This is a genomic window from Glutamicibacter sp. V16R2B1, assembly GCF_005774635.1.
Taxonomy (GTDB): Bacteria; Actinomycetota; Actinomycetes; order Actinomycetales; family Micrococcaceae; genus Glutamicibacter; species Glutamicibacter creatinolyticus.
The window spans coordinates 192,687-215,718 of the sequence record NZ_VATX01000012.1 but is presented as its reverse complement, the minus strand read 5'-3'; the positions used below and the strand labels follow the sequence as shown (position 1 = coordinate 215,718).

Annotated in this window: 28 protein-coding genes; 8 read left to right on the top strand and 20 right to left on the bottom strand. The window is 64.0% G+C overall.

Annotation, left to right across the window (positions count from 1 at the left end; genetic code table 11):
- Positions 1-163 precede the first annotated feature (163 nt).
- Positions 164-634 (top strand): DUF6328 family protein, encoded by a 471-nt coding sequence (locus FDN03_RS08385; RefSeq protein WP_138175905.1) that lies wholly within the window; start codon positions 164-166, stop codon positions 632-634.
- Here the strand turns inward: FDN03_RS08385 and FDN03_RS08380 are convergent.
- Entirely contained in the window at positions 631-1,437 is an 807-nt protein-coding gene (locus tag FDN03_RS08380) for an oxygenase MpaB family protein (protein ID WP_138175903.1), read from the bottom strand. The genes FDN03_RS08385 and FDN03_RS08380 overlap by 4 nt on opposite strands.
- Positions 1,438-1,549: 112 nt before the next feature.
- Here FDN03_RS08380 and FDN03_RS08375 point away from each other — a divergent pair, with 112 nt between their 5' ends.
- Positions 1,550-2,224: a metal-dependent transcriptional regulator gene (locus FDN03_RS08375; protein WP_138175901.1), complete on the top strand. Its 675-nt coding sequence runs from the start codon at positions 1,550-1,552 to the stop codon at positions 2,222-2,224.
- Here FDN03_RS08375 and FDN03_RS08370 read toward each other — a convergent pair.
- From FDN03_RS08370 to FDN03_RS08335, 8 genes are all read right to left on the bottom strand, one after another.
- Positions 2,221-3,096, bottom strand: coding sequence for a metal ABC transporter permease (locus tag FDN03_RS08370; RefSeq protein WP_138175899.1), 876 nt, complete (start codon positions 3,094-3,096; stop codon positions 2,221-2,223). The two genes, FDN03_RS08375 and FDN03_RS08370, sit on opposite strands and share 4 nt — an antisense overlap.
- The gene (locus FDN03_RS08365; protein ID WP_138175897.1) at positions 3,093-3,830 is read right to left on the bottom strand and encodes a metal ABC transporter ATP-binding protein; all 738 of its coding nucleotides are present in this window, start codon (positions 3,828-3,830) and stop codon (positions 3,093-3,095) included. Before FDN03_RS08365 ends, FDN03_RS08370 begins: the two co-directional genes overlap by 4 nt.
- Positions 3,827-4,786 (bottom strand): metal ABC transporter substrate-binding protein, encoded by a 960-nt coding sequence (locus FDN03_RS08360; RefSeq protein WP_138175895.1) that lies wholly within the window; start codon positions 4,784-4,786, stop codon positions 3,827-3,829. Before FDN03_RS08360 ends, FDN03_RS08365 begins: the two co-directional genes overlap by 4 nt.
- 168 nt (positions 4,787-4,954) lie before the next feature.
- Positions 4,955-5,305, bottom strand: a complete 351-nt coding sequence (locus FDN03_RS08355) for a cupin domain-containing protein (protein ID WP_138175893.1) — start codon at positions 5,303-5,305, stop codon at positions 4,955-4,957.
- Between the two features lie 102 nt (positions 5,306-5,407).
- Complete coding sequence (locus FDN03_RS08350) at positions 5,408-6,058, bottom strand: aminoacyl-tRNA hydrolase (RefSeq protein ID WP_138175891.1); 651 nt, start codon at positions 6,056-6,058, stop codon at positions 5,408-5,410.
- 76 nt (positions 6,059-6,134) lie between these two features.
- Positions 6,135-6,485: a cupin domain-containing protein gene (locus tag FDN03_RS08345; RefSeq protein WP_138175889.1), complete on the bottom strand. Its 351-nt coding sequence runs from the start codon at positions 6,483-6,485 to the stop codon at positions 6,135-6,137.
- A gap of 100 nt (positions 6,486-6,585) precedes the next feature.
- Entirely contained in the window at positions 6,586-8,403 is a 1,818-nt protein-coding gene (locus FDN03_RS08340) for an SH3 domain-containing protein (RefSeq protein WP_138175887.1), read from the bottom strand.
- 249 nt (positions 8,404-8,652) lie between these two features.
- Entirely contained in the window at positions 8,653-9,276 is a 624-nt protein-coding gene (locus tag FDN03_RS08335) for a flavin reductase family protein (RefSeq protein ID WP_138175885.1), read from the bottom strand.
- 82 nt (positions 9,277-9,358) lie between these two features.
- On the opposite strand from FDN03_RS08335, the gene FDN03_RS08330 reads away from it, so the two are divergent.
- On the top strand, positions 9,359-9,937 hold the full coding sequence (locus FDN03_RS08330; RefSeq protein WP_138175883.1) for a sugar O-acetyltransferase: 579 nt from the start codon (positions 9,359-9,361) through the stop codon (positions 9,935-9,937).
- 7 nt (positions 9,938-9,944) lie between these two features.
- Here FDN03_RS08330 and FDN03_RS08325 read toward each other — a convergent pair whose 3' ends face one another.
- A complete protein-coding gene (locus FDN03_RS08325) occupies positions 9,945-10,793 on the bottom strand; it encodes a hypothetical protein (RefSeq protein WP_138175881.1) in 849 nt (282 codons plus the stop codon).
- A 380-nt stretch (positions 10,794-11,173) separates the two neighbouring features.
- Between FDN03_RS08325 and FDN03_RS08320 the strand changes: the two genes are divergently transcribed.
- Complete coding sequence (locus FDN03_RS08320; protein WP_212743884.1) at positions 11,174-12,100, top strand: MerR family transcriptional regulator; 927 nt, start codon at positions 11,174-11,176, stop codon at positions 12,098-12,100.
- Positions 12,101-12,143: 43 nt separating this feature from the next.
- On the opposite strand, the gene FDN03_RS08315 is transcribed toward FDN03_RS08320, so the two are convergent.
- Positions 12,144-12,347 (bottom strand): helix-turn-helix domain-containing protein, encoded by a 204-nt coding sequence (locus FDN03_RS08315; RefSeq protein ID WP_054821201.1) that lies wholly within the window; start codon positions 12,345-12,347, stop codon positions 12,144-12,146.
- A gap of 220 nt (positions 12,348-12,567) precedes the next feature.
- Here FDN03_RS08315 and FDN03_RS08310 point away from each other — a divergent pair, with 220 nt between their 5' ends.
- Positions 12,568-13,053, top strand: a complete 486-nt coding sequence (locus FDN03_RS08310; protein WP_138175877.1) for an Lrp/AsnC family transcriptional regulator — start codon at positions 12,568-12,570, stop codon at positions 13,051-13,053.
- Positions 13,054-13,081: 28 nt separating this feature from the next.
- Here FDN03_RS08310 and FDN03_RS16410 read toward each other — a convergent pair whose 3' ends face one another.
- The 6 genes from FDN03_RS16410 to FDN03_RS08280 all read right to left on the bottom strand — a co-directional run bounded on the left by FDN03_RS16410 (position 13,082) and on the right by FDN03_RS08280 (position 19,425).
- Positions 13,082-13,699, bottom strand: coding sequence for a TetR family transcriptional regulator (locus FDN03_RS16410; RefSeq protein ID WP_138926771.1), 618 nt, complete (start codon positions 13,697-13,699; stop codon positions 13,082-13,084).
- A 120-nt stretch (positions 13,700-13,819) separates the two neighbouring features.
- Positions 13,820-15,019, bottom strand: a complete 1,200-nt coding sequence (locus FDN03_RS08300) for an MFS transporter (protein ID WP_171021180.1) — start codon at positions 15,017-15,019, stop codon at positions 13,820-13,822.
- 10 nt (positions 15,020-15,029) lie between these two features.
- A complete protein-coding gene (locus FDN03_RS08295; RefSeq protein WP_138175873.1) occupies positions 15,030-15,434 on the bottom strand; it encodes a low molecular weight phosphatase family protein in 405 nt (134 codons plus the stop codon).
- Positions 15,435-15,552: 118 nt separating this feature from the next.
- Positions 15,553-17,064 carry an APC family permease gene (locus FDN03_RS08290; protein WP_138175871.1) on the bottom strand — a complete coding sequence of 504 codons (1,512 nt, stop codon included), beginning with the start codon at positions 17,062-17,064 and terminating at the stop codon, positions 15,553-15,555.
- A 70-nt stretch (positions 17,065-17,134) separates the two neighbouring features.
- Positions 17,135-18,004, bottom strand: a complete 870-nt coding sequence (locus FDN03_RS08285) for a universal stress protein (RefSeq protein ID WP_138175869.1) — start codon at positions 18,002-18,004, stop codon at positions 17,135-17,137.
- Positions 18,001-19,425, bottom strand: a complete 1,425-nt coding sequence (locus tag FDN03_RS08280; protein WP_138175867.1) for an NAD(P)/FAD-dependent oxidoreductase — start codon at positions 19,423-19,425, stop codon at positions 18,001-18,003. The genes FDN03_RS08285 and FDN03_RS08280 overlap by 4 nt, the downstream gene beginning before the upstream one ends.
- A 107-nt stretch (positions 19,426-19,532) precedes the next feature.
- Here FDN03_RS08280 and FDN03_RS08275 point away from each other — a divergent pair, with 107 nt between their 5' ends.
- Together FDN03_RS08275 and FDN03_RS08270 are read left to right on the top strand one after the other, a co-directional pair.
- Positions 19,533-20,177, top strand: a complete 645-nt coding sequence (locus tag FDN03_RS08275; protein WP_138175865.1) for a TetR/AcrR family transcriptional regulator C-terminal domain-containing protein — start codon at positions 19,533-19,535, stop codon at positions 20,175-20,177.
- 2 nt (positions 20,178-20,179) lie between these two features.
- Positions 20,180-20,395 carry a DUF1049 domain-containing protein gene (locus FDN03_RS08270; RefSeq protein ID WP_138175863.1) on the top strand — a complete coding sequence of 72 codons (216 nt, stop codon included), beginning with the start codon at positions 20,180-20,182 and terminating at the stop codon, positions 20,393-20,395.
- Between the two features lie 40 nt (positions 20,396-20,435).
- On the opposite strand, the gene FDN03_RS08265 is transcribed toward FDN03_RS08270, so the two are convergent.
- The 3 genes from FDN03_RS08265 to FDN03_RS08255 all read right to left on the bottom strand — a co-directional run bounded on the left by FDN03_RS08265 (position 20,436) and on the right by FDN03_RS08255 (position 21,829).
- Positions 20,436-20,624, bottom strand: a complete 189-nt coding sequence (locus FDN03_RS08265) for a hypothetical protein (RefSeq protein WP_138175861.1) — start codon at positions 20,622-20,624, stop codon at positions 20,436-20,438.
- Between the two features lie 172 nt (positions 20,625-20,796).
- A complete protein-coding gene (locus FDN03_RS08260; RefSeq protein WP_054821156.1) occupies positions 20,797-21,168 on the bottom strand; it encodes a hypothetical protein in 372 nt (123 codons plus the stop codon).
- A 418-nt stretch (positions 21,169-21,586) separates the two neighbouring features.
- Entirely contained in the window at positions 21,587-21,829 is a 243-nt protein-coding gene (locus FDN03_RS08255; protein WP_138175859.1) for a hypothetical protein, read from the bottom strand.
- 470 nt (positions 21,830-22,299) lie between these two features.
- Here FDN03_RS08255 and FDN03_RS08250 point away from each other — a divergent pair, with 470 nt between their 5' ends.
- Positions 22,300-22,986 carry an SDR family oxidoreductase gene (locus FDN03_RS08250; protein ID WP_138175857.1) on the top strand — a complete coding sequence of 229 codons (687 nt, stop codon included), beginning with the start codon at positions 22,300-22,302 and terminating at the stop codon, positions 22,984-22,986.
- The last annotated feature ends 46 nt before the right edge of the window (positions 22,987-23,032 follow it).

Here is a 23,032-nt window from a genome sequence, read left to right as displayed (position 1 = left end):
GGCGCAAGCGCCCGGGCCGCTCAATGAACTGGCTTACCCTTGTCCGTTGGCAGGAAACACGCTGGACGCCGCTCCGCCGGGCGGCGCGCTTGCGGTAGGCTTTCGACACTTGCACGCTGTGTTGTTGTCACGAGGAGTCCGGAATATGGGGAAACGGCGAAGCATGCCCGATGACAGTCCCGAGGCGCCGCACCGCCAGTGGAATGAGCTGTTGCAGGAGATGCGCGTCATGCAGACGGGCATCCAGATCCTGGCGGCGTTCCTGGTGGTTCTGCCCTTCCAGTCGCGCTTCGAGATCGTTGAGCCGCGCGAACAGGTGATCTATGCGGTGCTGCTGCTGGTCTCGGTGCTGCTGATCCTGCTGATGATCTTCCCGGTGGCGGTCCACCGCTACCTGTTCGGGCAGCGGGTGAAGGCCACCACCGTGCACCTGGGGCATATCGTGGTCAAGATCGTCGGGATCGGGGTGGGTCTGCTGATCTGCGGTTGTGTCTGGTTCGTGGTGCAGGTGCTGTTCGGCTGGCAGATCGGCTCGCTGGTCGGCGGTTCACTGATGCTGGTGACCATCTTCCTGCTGGTGATCCTGCCGCGTCTGGTCACCCCGCTGGACACCCTGCCGCAGCAGGACCGCTAGCCCAGCCGCCCCTTGTCGATGCGGCGCAGGCTGTAGTGCATCGGGGCATGGCGCACCGCCCGGGGCAGTACCCGGTTCGCGGTACGCAGCACCCGAACCACCGCGCCGTAGCGCCGACGCACCGTGGGGGTGAGCCGGTACCCGTAGAGTTCGCGCACCCGCGGCGGCAGCTGGGCAATGGTCGCATCCCGCACCAGCGGCAGCACCGCCCGAATCCACCAGGGGGCGTGGCGCCCGGTGAACAGCTCATCTGCTGGCTGGCGCACCTCCTCGGTGACCTGCAGCTGTCCCAGCATCTGCTGGAAGTAGCGTTCAAATTCCGCGCGGTCCGCCGGCCAGAAACCCTCGGGCATCTGCAGCGCGCTTCCCAGCGCCGCGTACTCGCGGTACAACGCCTCCTCATCGTTCGCTTCCAGGGCCGGCAGCGTCAGCCGGGCGGCGAGGGTTGCCGAATCGTAGAGGGTTGCCGCCACCCACGCCTGTAGCCGGGGGTCGCGGGCGGAGTAGGCCGGGGTCCCGTGCCGCGGATCACGCGGAGCATGCACCGGCCGGTGGGCGGCGTCCACGAAGTTCACCACGCGCTCGCGCTGCCGTTCGTTGCCGGCACCCAGTGCGTAGACGTAGGCAAGGGTATTGTGCAGCCGGGAGAGCGGGTCGGCGACAAAGTTCGAGTGGCGCACCACTGCGGTGCCGATGCGCGGTTCGGCCAGCTGCAGCAAGATGGCCCTCCCCGCCCCCAGCAGCAGGCTCGCCTCCGGGGCGATGCGACGCAGAAGGCCTTCTTGGGGCTGGCGTGAATCCATGGTGTCCAGAATAGGGCAGCGCCCTGCACGGCCGATGGGAAGGCGTCGGTGCGGCCACGCCTGGACCTGTCCACCAAGCTGGCACCAATCAGCATTGACTATGATGTAAGACGTGTCAGTCACCCAGCTTTCGGATAGCGCGCAGAACTACCTGAAGATCATTTTCAGCCTCAAGGAGTGGTCTGATGAGCCGGTCACGCCCACGGTGATTGCCGAACGGGCCGGAGTGAAGCTTTCCACTGTCTCCGGGGCTTTGGGCAAGCTGCGTCAGCAGGACCTGCTGGATCACGCCCCCTACGGAGAAGTCAGTCTCACCGAGACCGGGCGCGCCTACGCGGTGGCCATGGTCCGCCGCCACCGGCTGATCGAGACGTTCCTGGTGCAAATGCTCGGGTACCGCTGGGACCAGGTCCATGCGGAGGCCGAACACCTGGAGCACGCGGTCTCGGATTTCATGATCAGCCGGATCGACGAGCTGTTGGGCCACCCGACCCGGGACCCGCACGGGGACCCGATTCCCAGCGCCGACGGACTAATCGACATGCCCAACGCCCACCCCTTGGGGGAAACCGCCCCGGGCAGCGACGTGGTGGTTGAACGGATCTCGGATGCGGATTCGCAGCTGCTGCAGTACTTCTCCGACCACGGCATTGTGGTTGGCGCCCGGCTGCACGTCACCGGTGGGGATCCGTTCTCGGACACCATCGAGGTCAGCGCCGGGCCCGAGGCCAAGACCGTGGTCCTGGGCAGCCGGGCCTCCGGCGCCGTGTGGGTCTCCGCGGCTTAGGCGCGGGCCGTCAGTGCCTTGCGTCGCCGGGCCGCGCGCACGGATTTGGCGATCATCCCCTGCCTCGGGCTGAAGAGGTAGACCCCCAGGAAGATCAGGCCCTGGGCCAGCACCACCATGCCGCCGGTCGAGGCGTCCAGGTAGTAGCTGGCGTACACGCCCACCACCCCGGCTGAGGCGGCCAGCACCGGTGCGATCACCAGCATTCGTCCAAAGCGGTCGGTCAGCAGGTACGCGGTGGCGCCGGGAATGATCAGCATGGCCACCACCAGGATCACCCCTACCGCCTGCAGCGCGACCACCGAGGTCATGGCCAGCAGGCCAAGCAGAACCGCTCCCAGGATCCTGGGGTTCATGCCCAGCGCATGGGCGTGGATGGGGTCAAAGGCATAGAGCGTGAAGTCTTTGCGCTTGGTGATCAGCACCGCGAAGGTGACCGCCCCCAGGGCCAGCACCTGCCATAGGTCTGCCCGGGATACACCCAGCAGGTTGCCGAACAGGATGTGGTTCAAATCCAGGTGGCTGGGAGTCACGGAGATCAGCACCAGCCCGAACGCAAACAGGGTGGTGAACACGATCCCGATTGCCGCGTCCTCCTTCACCCGGCTGGTGTCGCGCAGTCCCCCGATCAGCGCCACCGCCAGCAGCCCGAACACCACCGCCCCCAGCGCGAACGGCGCCCCAAGGATGTAGGCGATCACCACCCCGGGCAGCACCGCATGGGAGACCGCATCCCCCATCAGCGACCAGCCGATCAGCACCAGCCAGCAGGAGAGCACCGCACACAGCACCGCGGCGATCACGGTCACGGCCAGGGCGCGCAGCATGAAGGTGTAGCCCAGCGGCTCGGAGAGCAGTTCGATCAGGTTCATTTTCCGCCTCGGTTCATCGGGTCCAGGCCAAAGGCCAGCGCCAGGTTCTCGGGTTGCAGCACGCTCTGCGGGCTGCCGTGCATCAAGACCCGGGTCATCAGCAACACGGCTTCATCGGCCAAGTTCGGCAGTGCATGCAGGTCATGGGTGGAGATCAGCACACTGCCGCCCTCCGCGGCGATCTCACGCAGCAGTTCGGTGATGGTCCCCTCACTGCGCTTGTCCACCCCCGCGAACGGCTCGTCCAGCAGCATGATGGTCGCCTCCTGGGCGATGCAGCGGGCCACGAAGGTGCGTTTCTTTTGACCCCCGGAGAGCTGGCCGATTTGCCGGTCCGCGTGCTTGGCCAGGCCCACGCGTTCCAGGGCAGTGTCAACGGCCCGGTGATCGGCCTTGCTGGGGCGGCGCAGGAAACCCATCCGCCCGTAGCGTCCGGTCATCACCACTTCACGCACGGAGATTGGAAAGTCCCAGTCCACCGCCTCGTTCTGCGGCACGTAACCGATGGCGGCCCGCTTGCGCGCCAATTGCGGATCCATTCCGTTGATCCGCACGGTGCCGGTGTCCGGGCGAATCAGGCCCATGATCGTCTTGAACAAGGTGGACTTGCCCGAGCCGTTCATGCCGATCAGCGCACACACGCTGCCGGGGTGAACCTGCAGGCTGGCTGAGTCCAGGGCCAGCACCGGCCCGTAGTGCACGGTGGCGTCACGCACATCGATTGCTGGTGTCATTTTCCGTTTCCATTCAGGGCCCGGGCGATCGCCCGGGTGTCGTGGGTGATCAGGTCCAGGTAAGTGGGTACCGGACCGTCGGGTTCGGAGAGCGAATCCACATAGAGCGCTCCCCCGTAGACGGCGTCGGTGGACTCAACGACCCGCTGCATCGCGGCATCGGAGACCGTGGATTCGCAAAAGACCGCAGGCACCTGGTGCTCACGCACATAGTCGATGGTGGAGGCCACCTTGCGGGGGGTGGCCTGAGATTCGGAGTTCACTGCCCACAGGTACTGTTCGTGCAGCCCGGCATCGCGGGCCAGGTAGGAGAACGCGCCTTCGCAGCTGACCAGCGCCCGCTTGGTCTTGGGCAGGTGGGCCACGTCGGCCAGCAGCTGATCGTGCACCTGTTGCAGTTCCCGCTGGTAGGCGGCCGCGTTCTGCCGGTAGTCGGCGGCGTGCGGCGGATCCAATGCCGCAAACGCCTCTGCCATGTTCTGCACATAGGTTTGCACGTTGACCGGGCTCATCCAGGCATGGGGATTGGGTAGGCCGCTGGCATCCCCGTGCGCGATGGCGATCGGTTCGATGCCCTGGCTGACGTTCACGTGCGGCGCATCGACGTCCGCAACGAACTGCTCAAACCAGGCTTCGAGCCCCAGCCCGTTGTCCAGGATCAGATCCGCCCCGGCTGCGCGGCGCAGGTCATCGGGGGTAGGTTCATAGCCGTGGATCTCCGCCCCGAACTTGGTGATCGATTCGACGCGCAGATGCTCACCGGCAACGTTGTGTGCGATATCGGCCAGCACGGTAAACGTCGTGAGCACGGTGGGGCGTGAATCGGCGGCGGGTTCGGCGCTGGCATCCGTGCTGGCTGGCGCCGCGCAGCCTGCCAGCAGCAAGGCCAGGACCAGTGCGAGCGCTGCTGGGCGGGTCACGGCGTGCCGCCGTTTCCAGCTTTCGGGTAGGTGCATCAGCGGACCCCGACTCCATTCTCAGTGTGCAGAATGCGGCACCTCTGCGTGCCACACCCCCAGAGTAATGTTTGAGGGGTCAAACATTCAAATTTGATACACCTGACCTTAAGTTCGTGACAAAGGATTCCCCACGGCGAACCGTGAAGGTTCCGGTGTGCCCCGCAGCTAGTGGTACAGGAAGATCAACAACAGCCGCGCCTGCTCCAGGGCGGTGACCGAATGCTCCAGGGACGCCTCCAAATGCATCATCGCCCCGGCGGCCAACTGATGCACCGTTCCACCGATCTCCAGCTCAACGCTTCCGGAGGCTACCTGGATGATCACCGGGTGCGGCGAGGAATGCTCGCTGAGGACCACCTGGTCGTCAAAGGCCAGCTCGGTCACCCGGAAGTTATCGGCCTTGTAATGGGTGTGCGGGGAAATTCTTCCCGGCTTAAAAGGATTGGTCTCGGCCAGCTGATCGACCCCGGTCGTAATTACGCCCCGAGGCAAGTCGCCGTTGACTGGGTGCTCCATCTGCTGCGTCCCTTCGCTCGCTGCCGCTTAGTGCAACCTTGGCACAACTGACGGCAAGGAACCAGAGCCAACGTTGCCCCGTGGGGCGCTACCGCCCCAACGCTATCCGGCCAGCAGCACGTAGGCCGTGGCCGAGCCCGGTTCGATTTCGGTGCGTCCGGCGTCATGAATCACCGGGCCGTGGGCAAGCTCCATGCTGGCGGTGAAGTCATCACGGCTCAGCTGCCGCACCCCAAGGGTGGCGCCGTCGGCGATCCATTGCTGCACGATATCCTCGTCGGCTTCCAGCAACCAGGCAAACAGGGCGTGGGCGGCCTGGGCGCTGGCCTTGCCGGTGGACATCTCCAGGGAGGCGTCCAGGACGATCACCACTTGCCCGCCCAGCACCCCGCCGGATTGCGGCAGCTGTGTGCCGGAGACCTGCAGCTTGGCCAGGATCTTGGGCATGTCATCGGCCGGAACCGGGGCAAGCCCGGCGGCCTGTGCACCGCCAATTTCAATGAGGGCGTGCTCGGGGAACTCCTGCCGCACCTTGGCGAACGCCTTGGGGTTCGCCCGTCGCACCGACTTGCCGAAAGCCCCGTGCGCCCAGGGCTGCCAGGCTGGGTTCACCGGATCCTGCAGGAAAGCGGCGATCGAAGCCAGTGCGACGGCGGCAATGGCTTCGTCCTCGCCGGCCGGGTCTTCCTTGTCGACCAGCAGGATGATGGGTTGAATCAGCTCCGAGGCGACACGTTCGGTATATTCGCTCATTGCTTCATCTTCGCATTCCCGGGCGGATTACGGCACTCGTTGACTTCGGCGGCGTCCTTCGTCCGGGTGAGGACGTTTAGCGGTTGAGGAAGGTGACCGTGATGCGTGCCGGTTCGGGGGCGAAGACGGCGTGGGGAACCATCTCCTCCAGGTGGATCACGCCGCCGACCCCCAGGCGGTGGACTTCTCCACCCACTGTGAAGTCGACTTCCCCGTCAATGACCTGTACCAGGATTGGGGTCCGGGCCTTGTGATCGGGCAGCTCCACCCCGGCGTCGAATGCGATCTCGGTAATCTGCACCATCTGGCCAGCGAAGATCCTTTTTGCCGAATACTTGCCCGACTTAACAGGGTTGCGCTCGACATAGTCCTGCACGCTCTGTGCAATCAGCGTCGATTCCTGCGGCGTGCCGCTTTCCTTCGCCACTACGGTGTCCTCCTTGGGTGCTGGACGTTGAACTGCCTTGTCTCCATCATCTCCCCAAGGGCACGGCCTTGTCTGCCGGTGCGACACGCACGGCAGCGGGTCAGCGCACCGCGCTGTCGTCCAGCTTGCCGCCGGTTGCGGCGTTGCCATAGGTTTCCACGTGCACGTGGTCATTGTGCAAGGTGGTGTCATTCCAATTGCCGGTGAACTGGGTCCCGTATTTTCCGGACTTGGAGTACTCAGTCCACCCGGTGGTCGGCAGCCAGATCTTGTCCCGCCAGATTAGGTACTCCACGCCCAGCTCCATGCGGTTGTCCAGCAAGAACTGCGCGATTCGGTTACCGGCGGCGATGGACTGCGGGTCCTTGTAGTTGCGGATCATGATGTCCACCGCGCGGCCACTGCTGTGCCCCACGGATCCGGAGCGCAGGGTTCCCATGGACGTGTAGTAGCCAGCGAACCGCTGTTGGACGGCTTTCATGACGGCACGGGTGTCGGGCTGCACCGTCGCCGGGCCGGAGGTGCTCAGGTAGCGTTCACTGACCCAGCCGGTGCCCTTGGTGCTGGAGATGTACGCCCACCCGGTGTCCGCCTTCAGGTAGGTGACCTTTTCGGCCTGGGGAACGACTGCCTTGCTCGGGTAGCTGGTTCCAGCCCCGGTGCGCAGGTTCAGGTTGGCGGTGGTCCATCGATACTGGATGGCTTCGGGGCGGGGTGCTTGCGGCTTGGGCGGGGCCGGCTGCTGCGTGGGCGCAGTGGCCGCCGGGGCCTTGGAGGAGAGATAGCTGCTGCTGACCCAGCCGATTCCCTTGCTGGTTTGGACCCGGCTCCACCCGGCGGAGGTCCCCTTGACCGTCAGGCGTTCCCCGGTTGGCAGCACACCGACCGACTTGTACATCGTGCCGGCCCCCGACCGCAGGTTCAGGTTCGTGGTGGTCCACCGGTATTGTCCACTGACCGGGGTGTAGGCGGTGGTGATGAGTGATGAGGTGGGCACCCAGCCGGTTCCCTTTGAGGTTTTCACCTGGCTCCAGCTGCCCTTGCTCTGCAGCAGGTCCACCTTCTGGCCAGCAGGAATTGTTCCCAGCGAGCCGGCCGTCGTGGAAGCACTCTTGCGAACGGCGGTGGGGTCAACGAACCAGCGCTGTCCAATGACCTTGGGAGCCTGCGGAGTTGGCTTGGCAGGAGGCTTCGGAGCGCTGGTGGACAGCTGCTTCGAGGCAACCCACACGGGGCCCTTCGCCGTGGAAACCTGCGACCACGAACCCGAGGACCGCAACCACTCGACCTTCGTCCCGGCCGCCAAACTCACGACCTTACTCGACTTGGTACTGGCGCTCTTATACCCGGTCTGCTTCGAAGTCAGCCACCGGTACGAAGCCGCAGGAGCCTTCACCCCCAACTGATTCGAAGGCACGAAACCGGTCTTGCCAGAGACCTTGACCTTGCTCCACGAACCAGAGGCACCCAGGTACTGGACCTTGGTCTTACGCGCGACCGCGCCCAGCGACTTCGACTTCGCCGACGCCGAAGCCCGCAACTCCTGATACGACTGCGCATACCGATACACCGCAACCTTCGGAGCGCTGGTGGAAGTCAGGTACTTGCCGGAGACCCAACCCGTTTTTGACGCATATTTCACCTGCTCCCAGGTGCCGCTCTTCTTTAGGACGGTCAGCGTGACGCCTGTAGGAATCACCAGAAGCGACTTGGATGAGGCCGTTGGTTTTTGGCGCAGGTTGAGGTTGGTAGTGGTCTTCTTCTTGATCGTTGCCTTGGCTGTGGCAACGCTGGCAGATGCGACAGGAGAAGCTAGCGCTGCCGCTGCGACGGGACCTGCCGTAGCGGCGGGCAGGGCTCCACCGACGACAACGGACAGGGCAAGCAGCAGCGCTGTGCCGCGTAGTGTGCGAGCCATTTATTCAACTTTCACCCGGGGCTGCTCTGCGCCCCGGGTGCCTCAGTACAGCCGGTCGCCAGTCTTGCCTAGCATTCCAAAAGATTGCGCATGCCCTTCGAGCACGGCGCGGGGAAGGGCGACGAGCAGATTCGAAATGTCACGGCTGCTTAATTTTATGTCAGGTTCGTCATAAGAAAGTGCACATTTTCTGTTTAGTGCAACTCGCCCAGTAAGTCCCCAAGTGGTGCGGCAAGAATTGTCGCTTGCTTAGTCGGCGACGGCTCGCTGTTCGTCCCATTTCTCCACCGGAATTCGGCGAATGCTCATGATGTCGCCGATGGAACACCACTGGGCGCCACCCAGTCTCGCCACCGGATTCAGCAGCTGGGCATCCGGGCGCTGCTGGTCGTTACAGACGTTGTCATCCACTGCAACGTGCACGACCTCACCGAGCACCAGGAAGGAATCGCCCACCTCAATGATTTGCTCCAGTTCGCACTCAAGTGCGGCAGGGGAACCAGCCACGCGTGGGGACTTCACACGGAAGCCAGGCTCGGATTCGAGAGCTATTTCCGCGAATTCGCTGCGGCCGGGCTCGAACGCGGTGGCGCTGGCGTTGATTTCCTCGAGCTGATGACGAGAGGCGAAGCAAATGGTGAATTGGCCTGTCTCTTCAATGTTCCGTAGCGTGTCTTTTCGCCCCACTGAGGTGAACTGAACAATGGGTGGATTCGCGCTGGCAACCGTGAAGAAGGAATGCGGCGCAAGGTTCGGCGTCCCGCGCTGATCCACGGTTGACACCCAGGCAATCGGGCGGGGAATGATGAGATTCTTCAACAGGTGGTAGACATCCGCAGCAGCAACTTGCTGCGGATCCGTTTCGATGCGCATGCCAACCAGCTCACCAGATTTCCCTGCGCATTTCCATCAGCGCCTTCGGCCTGGATGCGAAACGATTTTCTATGCTGGTGCCATGACTGAGCTTTTTGCCGATGACTCCCGCTCCAATCGGGAACGAATGCTTGCCGGTGACCCATACATCGCGGACGCCGAATTGGCGCAGCTGTCGCAGCAAGCGTTGTCCCGAACCTACGAATATGAGCGGGCCTACCTTGAGGATCCGGCGAGCGCCCGCCGCATCCTGGAAAACCTGATCGGCGAGCTGGGAACCGGGGTCGACATTCGCCCACCCTTGCGAGTCGATTACGGAAGCAATATCAGCATCGGTGAAGGCACGTTCATCAACTTCAATCTCACGGCCCTTGACGTCGCACCCATCAAGATCGGCGCCGATTGCCAGATCGGCCCGAACGTCCAACTGCTCACCCCCACTCATCCACTGGATCCGGAAGAGCGTCGCAGCAAGATCGAGTCCGCGCAGCCCATCACACTCGGGGATAATGTGTGGCTCGGCGGGGGCGTCGTCATCGTCCCCGGAGTCAGCATCGGACACAACTCGGTCATCGGTGCCGGCGCGGTGGTTACCCGTGACATTCCCGCAGGGGTTGTGGCCGCAGGCAATCCTGCTCGGGTCATCAAACAGCTTGCATGAGCGGCAATCATCGGTGTCGCGCCCGGCGCACGAAGAGGAGGATGACGCTAAGCAGCATGGCCGTGGCCAGCGTGCCCAACCCTAGATAGACGTGGTGAAGCTGGAGCAGCTGCTCGCGGCCGACGGCCCAAAGGTTGTTCGGGGACCGCAGGTCCTCGGCGGACGAGGAGAAGCTGGCAGCCACCGACAACACTGCGGGCATGATCCATTGCACCAGTAGCGCGGCGCACCACAGCAATAGGGCACTACCCCGGGCAAATCCCAGGTAGCCCAAGGCGATGCCCAGCATTATGGGTCCGAGGAAGTCCAAGTGTGTTTGCACCGCGTCCACTGCCAGAACTTCGCCGAGCCAGTACCCCGGCATCAGGCTCAACACCGCCAGGGCTATGCAGAACCCGCCCAAGGGCGCCAAGGACAGTCCGGCATGGAGGACTAATACGCCCACCACCATCGACAGTGTCAGTCCGAGATGCACGCCCAGCTGCTCCACGTCGAGCGCCGCGGTGCGAAGCACCGTCCAGGATTGGTAGATGGCCGCCGTCCATCCCGTCAGCAGTCCAAGGCCACAGAGTACCGCGCACCTTCCACGCCGGTTGGCAAGCAGCCGGGTGCCCAGGCCGGTCAGCAGCGCCGAGGCGCCGCCCATGAGGAAAAGAAGGTGGGGCTTCTTGCTCGCAAGGGGAAGCAGGCTCGTGGCCGCCTCTTGCCCCGCTGTGGCTTGGATTCCAGGTTCGGCCGTCAGCCAGGGAAGCAAGGCCAGCACAACGGCGGCTATTCCCAGCAACCACTGCACCCACCAAACGGTCAGGGCCGAGCGGACGGCGGAGACGAAACGTGAAGTAGTTCGAGAGCTCACACTGCAATTCTCCCAAAAGCGGCCAGCGAATCGATGAGTCCCGCGCGGGTCAAGGATTTGCGAGGCCGACAGATTGGCTGGGGAAGGACCGGGGAGACATGGGCCAAGAGCATCAATATTGCCGCGTCCGGAATAGCTACGGGCGACCGCTGAACATGCAGATGGTCCGAAACGCTTCGCTCTGCCACGAAGCCTTTCGGACCATCTGTAGTGTTTCTGCTGACCCGGTTCGGCTGGTAAGCGTCCTCTGCACCCTGAACATGAATATGCTTGGTTCACGTTCCGGTGGGTCATCGGCCCCGCTGGCGGTAGCCCTCGGTTGCCTGTTCTGGTTCTAGTAAATACGCATTCGACAGACTGAGCAATAGGCACATTAATCATTGATCAATCTGATCAAGCGACGACGAGTCGCCTGCCGATTCCTGGTCATTCTGCCGAAAAAACTAGTGGATGTGACTTACGACATACCTGATTGGACGCGAAACCCCCTTGACCCTGACGTTGCGTCAACCTTTAGCGTTGTGGGCATGCAAGCCAATTCCTCCCGCCCAGTCGAGCGCTACTCGATCCAACAGGTCGCCAAGGCCGCGTCGGTCACCAGCCGCACCCTGCGGCACTATGACCACATCGGGCTGCTTGAGCCGGTTGAGGTTTCCACCGCCGGATACCGCCTCTACGACCAGGCATCGATCGTGCGGCTGCAACGGATTCTGCTGCTGCGCAACATGGGCATGGAGCTCAAGGCCATCGGCGCCATCCTGGATCAGGAGCAGGACCAGATTGCGGCACTCACCGAACACATTGAGGTATTGAAAGGACAGCGCGCGGCCTTGGATCGGCAATTGGAAACCCTGCAGAAAACCATTGAAAGGCTCAACCGAGGAGAGAGCATGGACTTAAATGAATCCTTCGAAGGAATCAACGAACAATACCGGAAGGAGGTCATCGAGCGCTGGGGTGAAGAGAGCTACACCGCTTCTGACCGCTGGTGGAAAGCCTTGTCCGCAGACGAGCGGGGAGATTTCATGGCGCAGTCCAAGGCCCTGATCTCGGCGTGGACCAATGCCGGGACACGGGGCCTGAGCCCCGATTCGGCCGAGGCCCAGCAGCTGGCGGCAGAACACGTGCGGTGGCTGCGTGGCATTCCCGGCACCCCAGGCCACGGGAGTGACGACCCCAGCGTCCTGCACCGGTACGTGCGCAACCTCGCGGAAATGTACGTGGCGGATCAGCGCTTTGGCGATACCTACGGGGGCCAGGCACAGTTTGTGCACGATGCCCTGATCCACCATCTCGACCAGCAGTAGCCCCGACCGGGCGCCGGTCAACCCCCGGTGCCCGGAAGGGTTCTCACTTGGTTTCGCGGGCGATGTCCTCCCGCGCCTCCGCGTAACGCCGTTGAATGTAGTTCTCCAGCTCCACACGCTCCACCCGCCACATCCCGCGTCCACCGATCTGGATCGCCGGCAGCTCTCCGCTTTTGACCAGGGCACGCACCTGGGGCAGCTTCACATTCAACTCTTCGGCAACATCTTCGAGGCGTAGGAATCTCATAACCAACACGTTACGTCCATTAGCTGTCTTTGGGTTCGATTTATTGCGATTTTGTGGATAACCGTGCGTTTCGGTTAGCCGAGAGGACCTTCCGGGCAGCCGACACATTACCGGTCATACCGTGCAACAAGCTTGGGGGTGGCTGATCATTTTGACTAGTATTTCACGAAGGCAACCCGCCTGATTGTTCGATTTGACGCTACCGCGCAGGAGAGACCCCATGATCCCGGAGACGTATCAGCTCGATGAAACCGACCGGCGGATCCTGCTGGCGCTGGACAATGATCCCCGGGTGCCGATCATGATGTTGGCCCAGCAGTTGGGCCTGGCCCGCGGAACCGTGCAGACCCGACTGGAGCGCCTGGCGCACTCCGGCGCCCTGCGCCCTAACACTGCACGCATTCGTCCGGCCGCACTGGGGCGTGGGGTCTCCGCCGTGGTCAGCGCCGAGCTGGATCAGGCGCGGCTGGATGAATCGATTGAGGCCCTGCGCCAGATTCCCGAGGTACTGGAGTGTGTGGCTCCGGCCGGGGACACCGACCTGCTGATCCGGGTGGCCGCCAAGGACCCGGATGACCTTTACCGCGTCAGCGAGGTCATCCGGCTGTGCCCGGGCATCACCCGCACCTCGACCTCGATGATCCTGCGCGACGTGATCCCCTACCGCACCACCGCCATGCTCAAGCACGACACCGCCACCAAGTAGCCGCGACCTTCCGGCTGCCCTGCCAGGCCTAGTTCACCGCAGCTTCCTCAGGCACATCCGCCCGCAATTCGCTGATGCGCCGGCGCAGGTGCCCGGCATGCTGTTGGATTGTTTCTTCCCGGTCATCAAGCTGAACCATCACGTGTGCCCCCACCGTCAGCGTCAGCAGCTCATCGGCCACCGTTGACGGGTCCCACCGGCTGTGCAGCTGCCCGAGGCTCACCGCCTGGTGCAGGTACATCACGGCCAGGTTGCGCCAGGGACTGAGGTTGCGCAGGAATGCCTTGCTCAGTTCCAGGTTGCCAATGGACTGCTCCCAAAAGGTCAGCAGCACCCGGGCCAGTTCCTTGTTGTCCTGCCGGTCGGGCAGGGTCTGCTCGAAGATCGCCGAGACCGCGTCCATCCCCTGCAGCCCGGAGACGGTGCGCTGCAGACGCTCAACCAGGACCGCGGTGGCGTACTGGCTGGTGGCCATCAGGATCTCGTCCTTGCCCTCGAAGTATCGTTTGAGGGCGCCATTGGCGTACCCGGCGGCCGCCGCGATCTCGCGCATGGTCGCCGCCCGGAAGCCGCCGTCGATGATCAGCTTTTTGGTGGCCAGCACGATTTCCAGGCGCCGCTGATCATGGTCGATAATTTTCGGCACCAAGTACCTCCTCGGGCTGAAGTTCAGCGTCGGGGTTTCCAGCTGGGAATTTCATGAGTGCAGTCCTCGTTCCCAGGGAACCTGTGATAGCGGGCCACACCAGCTTACTGAGCGTTGGGGTTAACTACCAGATTTTACCGGCTGCATCTTGGGTCCGGCCAACAGTGTCCGATTGCTGAGCACGCAAACCAAGCTGAGCACGCACAGCACCCCCAGCAGGAGGATGAAATACAGTGGGTCGGCGAACAGCCGCCACAGTGAGAGCAGCGTGGGAATCAGGAAGCCGATGTAGCACACCGAGTAAAACCGTCCAGTCAGCTTGCCCACCTCGCCGGGACCGGCCAACGCCAGCACCTGGCCCAGCCCACCCAGCAGCAGGATCCCGTTCGCGCAGCCGGCCAGCACCGAGGCCACCAGGCCCAGGGCGGTGGAACCGGTCAACGCCACGGGGATCATCACCAGGTAGGTGGTGATCGCGGTCAGCAGTCCAATGATCAGCAGCCTTGCCGTTCCCGGCCGGTCCCAGCGCCGGGCAAAGGGCTGGATCAGGGCGCCCAGGCCCATGGTGACCGCCACGGTGATGGTGGAGAACAACAGGCTCGCCCCGGCACCCCTACCGGTCAGCGCCGGGACCACCGCGAAACCGCTGGTGGCCAGGCCGAAGACCCAGGGGGCCATGGGCAGTACCAGGCGGTTGAAGATCTTCAGGCCCTGCGCGCTGGTGCCCTGCACCGCCTGCTGCACCGGTTCCCGCCGGGGAGTGCCGGGTTGGAAGGCAATGAGCACCAGCCAGGCTGCGGCCGTGATCGCGTGCACCAGGTAGGCCAGTTCCGGGTTCCAGGTCGCTCCCACCAGGGCACCGGAGATCACCGGTCCGACCGCGAAGCCCAGCGACGTGCACAGTCCGGCGCGCACCGCACCGCTGGCTCCGGGGCTGACCTCCTTGATCCAGCTGGTCGCCGCAACCATGGCCAGGCCCATGCCCACCCCGGTCAGCACCCGGCCGGCATGCAGCCACACCTCGGCCTGGGCGCCGAGCATCAGCAGCACCGATCCCCCAATCGAGGCGATCAGCGCCAGCAGGGTGAAGGGCTTGCGTCCCAGCCGGTCCGCCCAGGAACCGGCGAACACCAGCATCGGCAGCAGACCAACCACGTAGCTGGCCAGCACCAGGAACGCGGCCACCTCGCTCAGCTCGCGGTGCTGCTGGTACCAGCCGATCAGGGAGACGTACTGGTTGGCGCACCAGCCGGTGAGCACCAGACAAATTCCGGGGAACCACCAGGAGCCGGCGCGCTGCGTCCGGATGGTTGCGGTCACCGCCGTGATGCTACTGCCCCAGGTCGTAGCTCAGCGAGCGGACCCGCTCGGCGATCTCGTCACGGATCCGGCGCATCCGCTCGGCCCCGGTGTAGCCCTCGTCGCTGGGTTCGGAAAGGATCCAGCGTTCGGTGCGCACCGAGGAGTCGAACGTCGGCTGCGCCTCGCTGCCCAGGATCACCACCCGGTCCACGGTGGCCACCACCTGCGGGTCGATGGCCTTGGGTGTTCCGGCGGACATGTCCGCCCCGGTTTCGGCGATCACCTGCACCGATTCGGGGTTGATGCCCCCGCCCGGGTTGGTCCCTGCGGAGTAGGCGGTGATCTTCCCGTCGGAGAAGTGCTCCATCAGCGCGGCGGCCATCTGGGATTTGCCGGCGTTGCGCGAGCAGATGAACAGTACTGAGTTACCCATGCAGTCATTCAACCACCCCAACGAACAATAGCGGCAACCCGCCGTCCAATTGTTATGCCGTGGCCATGGTGGCCGTCCGGCGCAACAACCTGGCGGGTGCCGCTATTGCGTGGGGGTGCTAGCGCTTGGTCTTGATCGTCTCCCCGCGGAAGAACGCCGGGTGCTTGACGCGCATGACCAGCATGATCACCACGCCCAGGGCCAGCACGCCGACCCCGAGGATGAACACCATGCCCACCCCGCCAATCGAGGAGCCCGAACCGTAGGCCGGGTCCATGGAGTCGATGCAGGTGCGCACGAACATCACCAGCAGCACCACGCCGCCGATCAGCGGAGCCAGGAACTTGAACAGGATGTTGCGCACCGAGTCGAACAGTTCGGTGCGGAAGTACCACACGCAGGCCAGCGCGGTCAGCCCGTAGTAGAAGCAGATCATCATGCCCAGTGCGGTAATGGTGTCCCACAGCGCGTTCTCGGACAGGATGCGGGTCACCACGTAGAACCCGGCCGCGGCCACGGCCGCGGTGACGGTGGCCACCGACGGGGACATGAAGCGCGGGGAGATCCGCGCGTACTTCTCCGGCAGCGCCTTGTAGTAGCCCATGGACAGGATGGTGCGCGCCGGGGAGACCAGGGTGGACTGCAGCGAGGCGGCGGAGGAGGAGAGGATCGCCAGGCTCATCAGGATGGCCAGCGGACCCATCACCGGCCCGGAGAGCACCGCGAAGATCGATTCCTGGTTCTCCGGGTTGCCGGCGCCCAGACCTTCGGTGCCGATGCCGGCGTAGTAGATCACGCCCAGGGACACGGCCATGTACAGGGCGATGATGATCAGCACCGTCAAGGTGGCCGCGCGCCCCGGAACCTTCTCCGGATCGGTGGTCTCCTCGTTCATGGTCAAGGTGACGTCCCAGCCCCAGAAGATGAAGATGGACAGGCTCACGCCCGCGGCAAAGGCGGTGAAGGACTCCACCGCGGCCGGGTTGAACATCTCCAGGGTGATCGGCGTGCGGTCAAAGGGCTCGGGGTTGGTGAAGCACATGATCGCGAACAACAGCAGCACCGCCACCTGGAAGCCCACCAGCACGTACTGGAACGCCTTGGTGGCGTTCAGCCCGCGGTAGGAGATCCAGGTCGCGGCCGCCACGAACACCAAGGTGGTGGGAATGTTGATCCACAGGTTGCGGGTCAGCTCCGCGATCCATTCCTGCCCCGTCAGCTGCGCGATGAGCAGGTAGAAGAAGTCCACCGCCACGGCCGCCAGGTTGGAGAGCACAATCACCGTCGCGGCGATCAGCCCCCAGCCGCCCATCCAGCCGATCAGCGGACCAAACGCGCGGGTGGCCCAGGTGAAGCTGGTGCCCGAATCGGGCATCACATTGTTCAGCTCCCGGTAGCCCAGCGCCACCAGCAGCATGGGCAGGAACCCGGCCAGGAAGATGGCTGGCAGGTTCGTGCCCACCTCGGCCACCGTCGGGCCCAGGGCGGCGGTGAGCGTGTAGGCGGGGGCGATACAGGAAATGCCGATCACCACGGTGCCCAGCACCCCCACGGTGCCCTTGCTCAGGCCCTTTTCATGCAGGCCACTATCGGACCCCGGCGGGTGCTCCCGCTGCACATCGTTAGACATCTACGGTTCCTTGCTCGTCGTTGAGGTGTACATCCCGGGCAGCTGGGTGCGCGGGCAGGAATGGAAGGCGCTACCGGACCGACCCGCCGCTGCGGTGTGGAACCACCGCCATCGGCACGGGCAGGTGGCGCAGCATGCGCTGGGCCTTGGAGCCCAGGAACAACCGGCGCGGCGGGGCCAGGCGGGAGGAGCCGAAGACGGCCAGTTCCCCGTCCAGCCAGCCGATGGAGGCGATCGCCTCATCGATGCTGGCCCCGGTGACCACTTCCGGCTCCACGTGCTCGCCCAGCCCGCTGGTCAACTCGTCGAGCTGTTGGCGGGTGGCGCGCAGCACCGGGCTGTCTTCCCCGGCCTGCTCCTGGCTGGTCACCAGCGTGGCCACGCGCAGCCCAATGCCCAGGCGTTCGGCGCTGCGCACCGCTTGGTCGATGACCTCCCCGGCCCCGGGCAGGTCCCCGACGAAGGCGGTGATCCGTGAGATCTTGCCCTTGGCCTGGCGCAGCGCGGCCACCCCGCGCGGGTTGGACATCAGCACCGGCACCGGTGAGGCGTGCAGCAGGCTGGTGGCCACCGCGCCGGGGGCGAAGAACCCGGCCTTGTGGCGGCTGCGCCCGCCGAGCACGATCGCCTCGGCCCCGGTCTCGGCGGCCAGCTCGATTAGCCCGTGCGCCACCGAGGAGACGGTGCGGGCGGTGACCCTGGCGGTGATGCCCTCCGGCACCAGCGCCAGCGCCTGCTCGGCCCAGCGGTCCGCCTGGGCGGAGAGCACGGTGTGGTACCCGTGGTCCCCTCCCGGGTAGGTGGCCTGGAAGGGGGTGTCCTCCGGCAGCACCATGGCCAGTTCCAGCGAATCGACCGCGCGGTCGCTGATCAGCGCGCAGGCCAGCTCGATGGCCTCGGCCCCGCGCTCGTCTGCGGTGTAGCCGATCAGCAGTTTCATGCGTCGACCTTGTTGCCGGCCACGAAGGAGTCCACCCCGTCGTAGTTTTGGTCGTACCCGGTGCCCTCCAGGGCGGCCACGATGCGCGCGGCGGTGCGACGGCCCATGCGCACGGCCCCATCCACGTGCTGGTAGCCCTCTCCGGCCAGGTCGGAGGAGGAGAAGTAGATCGGGCCGACGTTATCGTTCTGTGCCGGGCCGAAGCGGTACAGCCCGCCCAGGTCGTAGCTGGTGGCGTAGGCCCCGCGGGTCCATTCCTCGCTGCCGAAGTCGGAGAGGTAGAAGACCTTGGGCTCCAGGGCCTTGGGGCCCAGGTACTCGGCCATGGCCTTGAGGATGTGCTGCTTGCGTTCGCCCTCGTTGAGGGCGAAGACCTCATCGGCCTTCACGTCGGAGACGAAGCCGACCAGGGTGCCGGTGCTCTCCCCGTGGTAGGTGTTGTCGTAGATTTCCTGGACCAGGCTGGTCGGGCCGAAGCAGGTGCCGGACAGTCCCTCTTCACGCCAGAACGGGGTGTCGTAGACGGCGTGCACCTTGATGACCAGGCCCATGGACTGGTGCTGGTGGGTGATGTGCTGCTTGCGCGGCAGCGGCGGCTCGTAGCTGATGCGCGAGTACAGGTTCGGCGGGATGGCCAGGATCACCTTGCGGGCCTTGACGCTCAGGTCCTTGCCGTGGGCGGTGACCCCGTCCTCGGACCATTCCAGGCGCAGCACCGGGTTGTCCAGGAACAGCACGCCCTCCTCCAGGCGGGCGGCCAGGGCCTTGGAGACTCCCTGCATGGTGCCCACGATGCGGCGGTCCAGGATGAAGTCCTCATCGACCAGGTTGTCGAAGGAGCCGGCCGAAGCGGCCATCAGCACGGCCTGCAGCGCGGAGAAGGTGTGGGCCGGCTTGGTGAGCATGCCCCCGGCGATGAACAGCCCCACGTTCTGGCAGGCGACCTCGTCATCGCTGTGCTGGGCCAGGAAGTGGTGGAAGGAGATCTTGTCCAGTTCCTGGGCCTGCGGGTGGTTCCACGGGTGGTCCGGATCCATCTGGGCGGAAAGGTCGTTGAGCAGCCCGATCAGCTTGTTCATCTCAGCCACGGTGGATTCGGCGACCGGGAAGTCCTCGCCCTCATAGCGGATGGACTCGCCCTCGGCGGTGCGGTAGACGCTCTTGCCCTGCTTGTGGCGCTCGAAGGTTTCCAGGCCCAGCTCACCGATCAGCGAGTACAGGGCGGTCTGGTCCGGGCTGATCCACTGCCCGCCGATCTCGATGGTCGCCCCGTCCATGGTCTCGGTCCAGGTGCGCCCACCCACGCGGTCGCGGGCCTCGAGCACGGCCACGGACTTGCCGGCCTTCTGCAGTTCGTAGGCCGCGGTCAGCCCGGAAGGTCCCGCTCCAACGATGACAACGTCGCGTTCCAGCTGTTTCATGATCGATCTCTCCTGAAGACTATAAAATGAACATGATTCATTTACGCATTAAAGCATAGAATGTTTTCAGGCAAATGTGAAGCAGACCACGTCAGGGGAGACATTTCATGGGCACGACGGCACCAAGGCGCGCCGGCCGACCACGCACGGCCATCCTGGACCGGGCACGGATCACCCAGCACGCCATGGGCGTGGTTCTTGAGTCAGGCTACGAGTCTCTGACCATGCAGCGCCTGGCCCGATCCCTGGGGGTCTCCCCCTCGGCGCTGTACAACCACGTCTCCTCCAAGAACGACCTGTTGCAATGGATCCAGGAAACGGTGATGGATGAGGTGGACCGGGACTGCTTTGACACGATGGAGCTGGGCGCGGCCCTGGAAACCTGGGCGGTGAGCTACCGGTCGGTGTTTGCCCGGCATGTCCCGCTCATCCCGGTGATCGCGGTGCTGCCGGTGGCTGACTCCCCGAACACCCTGACCATGTATGAACGGGTGGCGCGGGCGTTGCATGAGCACGGGGTGCCCCAGGAGCAGATCGTGCCGATCATCGTGGCGCTGGAGTCCTTCATTTTCGGCTCGGCCATCGACACCTCGGCACCTGCGGACATCTTCGACCCCGGAGAGCATCAGGCCAGCGCGCAGTTCTTCAGTCGCTCGCTGGATGCCCAGCAGGCCACGGGACGGCGCAACTCGGATGACGCCTTTACGATCGGCCTGCGCGCGATGATCACCGGCCTGCTGGAGGGAAGGTAGACATGCAGGAACAGAAACCGCACTGGATTCAGCGCATGACCATCAAGCAGTGGAGCGCGGTGGCATTGACCGTGATCGCGCTGGTCTTCATCCTGCAGAACCTCTACCGGGTCCGCGTGCAGCTGTTGTTCTTCCACACCAGCGCACCGCTGTGGGCGGTCATGCTTGGCACGCTGCTGGTCGGCCACTTGATCGGGCGCTTCTCCACCCGGCGGTGACCCGGCAAGGCGGATGGGCTAGAACCTCCCGGACTCGACGCTATTCGTCGAGGATGGCCCACTCCCCCACGGCTTCGTTGTTCGAATCGAACACGTCCTCCTGGGCGCCGGCCTCCATGGGATACAGCTCCAGGTTCTTCGCCCAGTGCCGCAAGATCTCCTGCAGCTCCTCACGGGGCTTGAGCTGCATGGTTTCCGTGTCGAAATTTACCTCTAGGACGAAACGCATCAGGAACTTCCAATCTCTCGGATTGTGGTCATCCTATGCCTTCGTGCGCCGAAAAAGCGAGAAACGCACACGTGAGTCGCGCAATGGCCTTCAGGGGCAGCGGCGGGCATGAAAAAAGCGGGACCATTGGTCCCGCGATTTTTCTCCCCGTCCACGGCGATCGCCGTGGCCATTACATTGGGTAGTAGCTGTAGGCCGCCGACAAATTGTCCAGCAGCTCACTGCCTCCGACCTTGTAGGCCAGCAACAGCAGCCCGCCAAAGACTGCGCCGGTGAAGGCGCTGAAGCCCAGCGACAGCTTCGCCAGCGAGCGAACTTCCTTGCGGCTCACGGCGGCTTCGTCGTTCAGGTAGGTCTGCACGCTCTGCCCGAAGGTGGCTGCCGGAGTCAACGCCGGCACGCCCAGCACGTTGGCGGCGGTGTCAGTGGCTCCGTCCCGCAGGTACGCCACGGTCTGGCGGTTCTTGCGGTCCTGGCGCAGCTTTACGATGTTCGATCCGTGACGAGCCAAGAGGATGTCTTCACCGAGTGGGATCGTACTCATAATCGCTGCTCCTTAGAAAATTGTCGGGGTGTTATTTACAAGCTAACAGCCTTTTTTGACCCCTTAATACAAAACCCCGCTATTCGTTCACAACCTCACATGCCAATGTGAGCGGAACCGCATGATTCCGGGGCAAAACCGGTGACCTGGAGCACCTCACGCACCGCCGCGAAAGGATCTGGAGGCGGCCAAAACAAATGTTGTTGAACTTTTAACCAAACGTTTTTACCACGTTCGTTTAGTTCAGCGAAGGCAATGCTGTGGCAGGCGTCGGCCGCGGGTCGCTGCATGGAAGGTCTTGCCGCCGCCCGACTACCGGTCGCCAAGGGGTGCGCCGGATGCCGGGCAGCGCATGGCAAAGGGTCCACAGCCTTCGCTGCGGACCCTTTGCGGTCTCTTGCTGTATTTCTGGGCGTCGCTACGCTGCCTTGGGCTTGCCGCTGCGCGCCTCGTGGCGCGCACGCTTCACCTGCGCGCGCAGCTCGTCATTGCTCACTGCCGGATCCACACGCAACCCCAACTGCTGGGCCTTGGCCAGCAGGTCCTCGCGGATCTCAGTGGCGTGCGTACGCCGGTAGCTCACGACCAGGACAGCACTGATGATTCCCAGCGCCACAATGGTCAATAATGCGGTCAGTACCAACACGTCAAATTGCTGCATCTGCCATCCTCCTTCCAATCTCCCACTAGCTTCAACAACCGCAACCATCGATACATTCCCAAAACATGCCTAGTCACAACGGCAAGAGGGAAAACCCTGGAGCGGCAGAATTCAAAGAGGGGATTAACAATCCTAGCAAGGATATTCGAATAAAGCATACTTTGTGTTCAATTACGCTTTGGAGACGGACCTAGCCAGTACTGCACGGGAGGCGCCCAGGGAGGCGCCCCGGCTTTTATCGGTAAACCACCGGCGAAAGAACGGTCAGGCTTCGACAGCTTGATGCCGGTTCACGGACGAGCTTCCTAGCCCCCGGCGCCATTCCACCTTGTGAACGTCCTGGCCAGGCGGTAGCGTCCACAGTAGGTCCTGAAAGCCGGGACAACGAAGACCAACCACGTCGGAGGGCCGGCGGGCCCAGGGCCTGCCGCGAAGACAGAAACTGTCGCCGATCACGAAGGAGTCGGATCATGGCTGAAAAGCGTCGTGTCGTAATTGTCGGGGGTCACGGAAAGGTGGCCCTGCTCGCTGCCCCGCGGCTCGTCCGGGAGGGGTTCGAGGTCCATTCGCTGATCCGCAATCCGGAACACATCACCGATATCCGTGCGGTGGGTGCCACCCCGGTGGAAGTTGATATTGAAACCGCCAGTGCCGAAGAACTGGCCAAGACCTTTACCGGAGCCGATGCCGTCGTGTTCTCGGCCGGTGCCGGCGGCGGAGATCCCGAGCGCACCAACGCCGTGGACTATGAGGCGGCGGTGCGCACCATGCAAGCCGCCAAGCAGGCCGGAGTCAACCGCTATGTCATGGTCTCCTACGCGCGCGCCCTGGTGGACGTCGACAACCTGGACCCGAAGGATTCGTTCTACCCGTATGCCAAGGCCAAGCACGACGCGGATGAGTACCTGCGCGGCACGAGCCTAGAGTACACCATCCTCGGGCCCGGCGCCCTGACCCTGGAGCCGGCTACAAAGAAGCTGCGCCTGGCCGACAGCCGCGGCCGCATTTCCGGGCACGAACCGGCGGGCACCGAGGGGCGCACCGCCCGGGAAAACGTTGCGGAAATGATCGCGTACGTGCTGGCCCACAATGCCGGAATCCGCCAGACCGTGAATTTCTTTGACGGAGACACCCCGATGAGCAAGATCGTCTCCTAACGCTCAACGGACTTCAGTGGCCGGTTCCGAAGGCCTGAGCAACGAA

Excerpts from the sequence above, each read along its gene's own strand:
- FDN03_RS08385 (WP_138175905.1), top strand. The coding sequence starts at position 164 with ATGCCCGATGACAGTCCCGAGGCGCCGCACCGCCAGTGGAATGAGCTG.
- FDN03_RS08380 (WP_138175903.1), bottom strand. The coding sequence starts at position 1,437 with ATGGATTCACGCCAGCCCCAAGAAGGCCTTCTGCGTCGCATCGCCCCG.
- FDN03_RS08370 (WP_138175899.1), bottom strand. The coding sequence starts at position 3,096 with ATGAACCTGATCGAACTGCTCTCCGAGCCGCTGGGCTACACCTTCATG.
- FDN03_RS08365 (WP_138175897.1), bottom strand. The coding sequence starts at position 3,830 with ATGACACCAGCAATCGATGTGCGTGACGCCACCGTGCACTACGGGCCG.
- FDN03_RS08360 (WP_138175895.1), bottom strand. The coding sequence starts at position 4,786 with ATGCACCTACCCGAAAGCTGGAAACGGCGGCACGCCGTGACCCGCCCA.
- FDN03_RS08355 (WP_138175893.1), bottom strand. The coding sequence starts at position 5,305 with ATGGAGCACCCAGTCAACGGCGACTTGCCTCGGGGCGTAATTACGACC.
- FDN03_RS08350 (WP_138175891.1), bottom strand. The coding sequence starts at position 6,058 with ATGAGCGAATATACCGAACGTGTCGCCTCGGAGCTGATTCAACCCATC.
- FDN03_RS08340 (WP_138175887.1), bottom strand. The coding sequence starts at position 8,403 with ATGGCTCGCACACTACGCGGCACAGCGCTGCTGCTTGCCCTGTCCGTT.
- FDN03_RS08335 (WP_138175885.1), bottom strand. The coding sequence starts at position 9,276 with ATGCGCATCGAAACGGATCCGCAGCAAGTTGCTGCTGCGGATGTCTAC.
- FDN03_RS08330 (WP_138175883.1), top strand. The coding sequence starts at position 9,359 with ATGACTGAGCTTTTTGCCGATGACTCCCGCTCCAATCGGGAACGAATG.
- FDN03_RS08315 (WP_054821201.1), bottom strand. The coding sequence starts at position 12,347 with ATGAGATTCCTACGCCTCGAAGATGTTGCCGAAGAGTTGAATGTGAAG.
- FDN03_RS08310 (WP_138175877.1), top strand. The coding sequence starts at position 12,568 with ATGATCCCGGAGACGTATCAGCTCGATGAAACCGACCGGCGGATCCTG.
- FDN03_RS08295 (WP_138175873.1), bottom strand. The coding sequence starts at position 15,434 with ATGGGTAACTCAGTACTGTTCATCTGCTCGCGCAACGCCGGCAAATCC.
- FDN03_RS08290 (WP_138175871.1), bottom strand. The coding sequence starts at position 17,064 with ATGTCTAACGATGTGCAGCGGGAGCACCCGCCGGGGTCCGATAGTGGC.
- FDN03_RS08285 (WP_138175869.1), bottom strand. The coding sequence starts at position 18,004 with ATGAAACTGCTGATCGGCTACACCGCAGACGAGCGCGGGGCCGAGGCC.
- FDN03_RS08280 (WP_138175867.1), bottom strand. The coding sequence starts at position 19,425 with ATGAAACAGCTGGAACGCGACGTTGTCATCGTTGGAGCGGGACCTTCC.
- FDN03_RS08275 (WP_138175865.1), top strand. The coding sequence starts at position 19,533 with ATGGGCACGACGGCACCAAGGCGCGCCGGCCGACCACGCACGGCCATC.
- FDN03_RS08270 (WP_138175863.1), top strand. The coding sequence starts at position 20,180 with ATGCAGGAACAGAAACCGCACTGGATTCAGCGCATGACCATCAAGCAG.
- FDN03_RS08265 (WP_138175861.1), bottom strand. The coding sequence starts at position 20,624 with ATGCGTTTCGTCCTAGAGGTAAATTTCGACACGGAAACCATGCAGCTC.
- FDN03_RS08260 (WP_054821156.1), bottom strand. The coding sequence starts at position 21,168 with ATGAGTACGATCCCACTCGGTGAAGACATCCTCTTGGCTCGTCACGGA.
- FDN03_RS08255 (WP_138175859.1), bottom strand. The coding sequence starts at position 21,829 with ATGCAGCAATTTGACGTGTTGGTACTGACCGCATTATTGACCATTGTG.
- FDN03_RS08250 (WP_138175857.1), top strand. The coding sequence starts at position 22,300 with ATGGCTGAAAAGCGTCGTGTCGTAATTGTCGGGGGTCACGGAAAGGTG.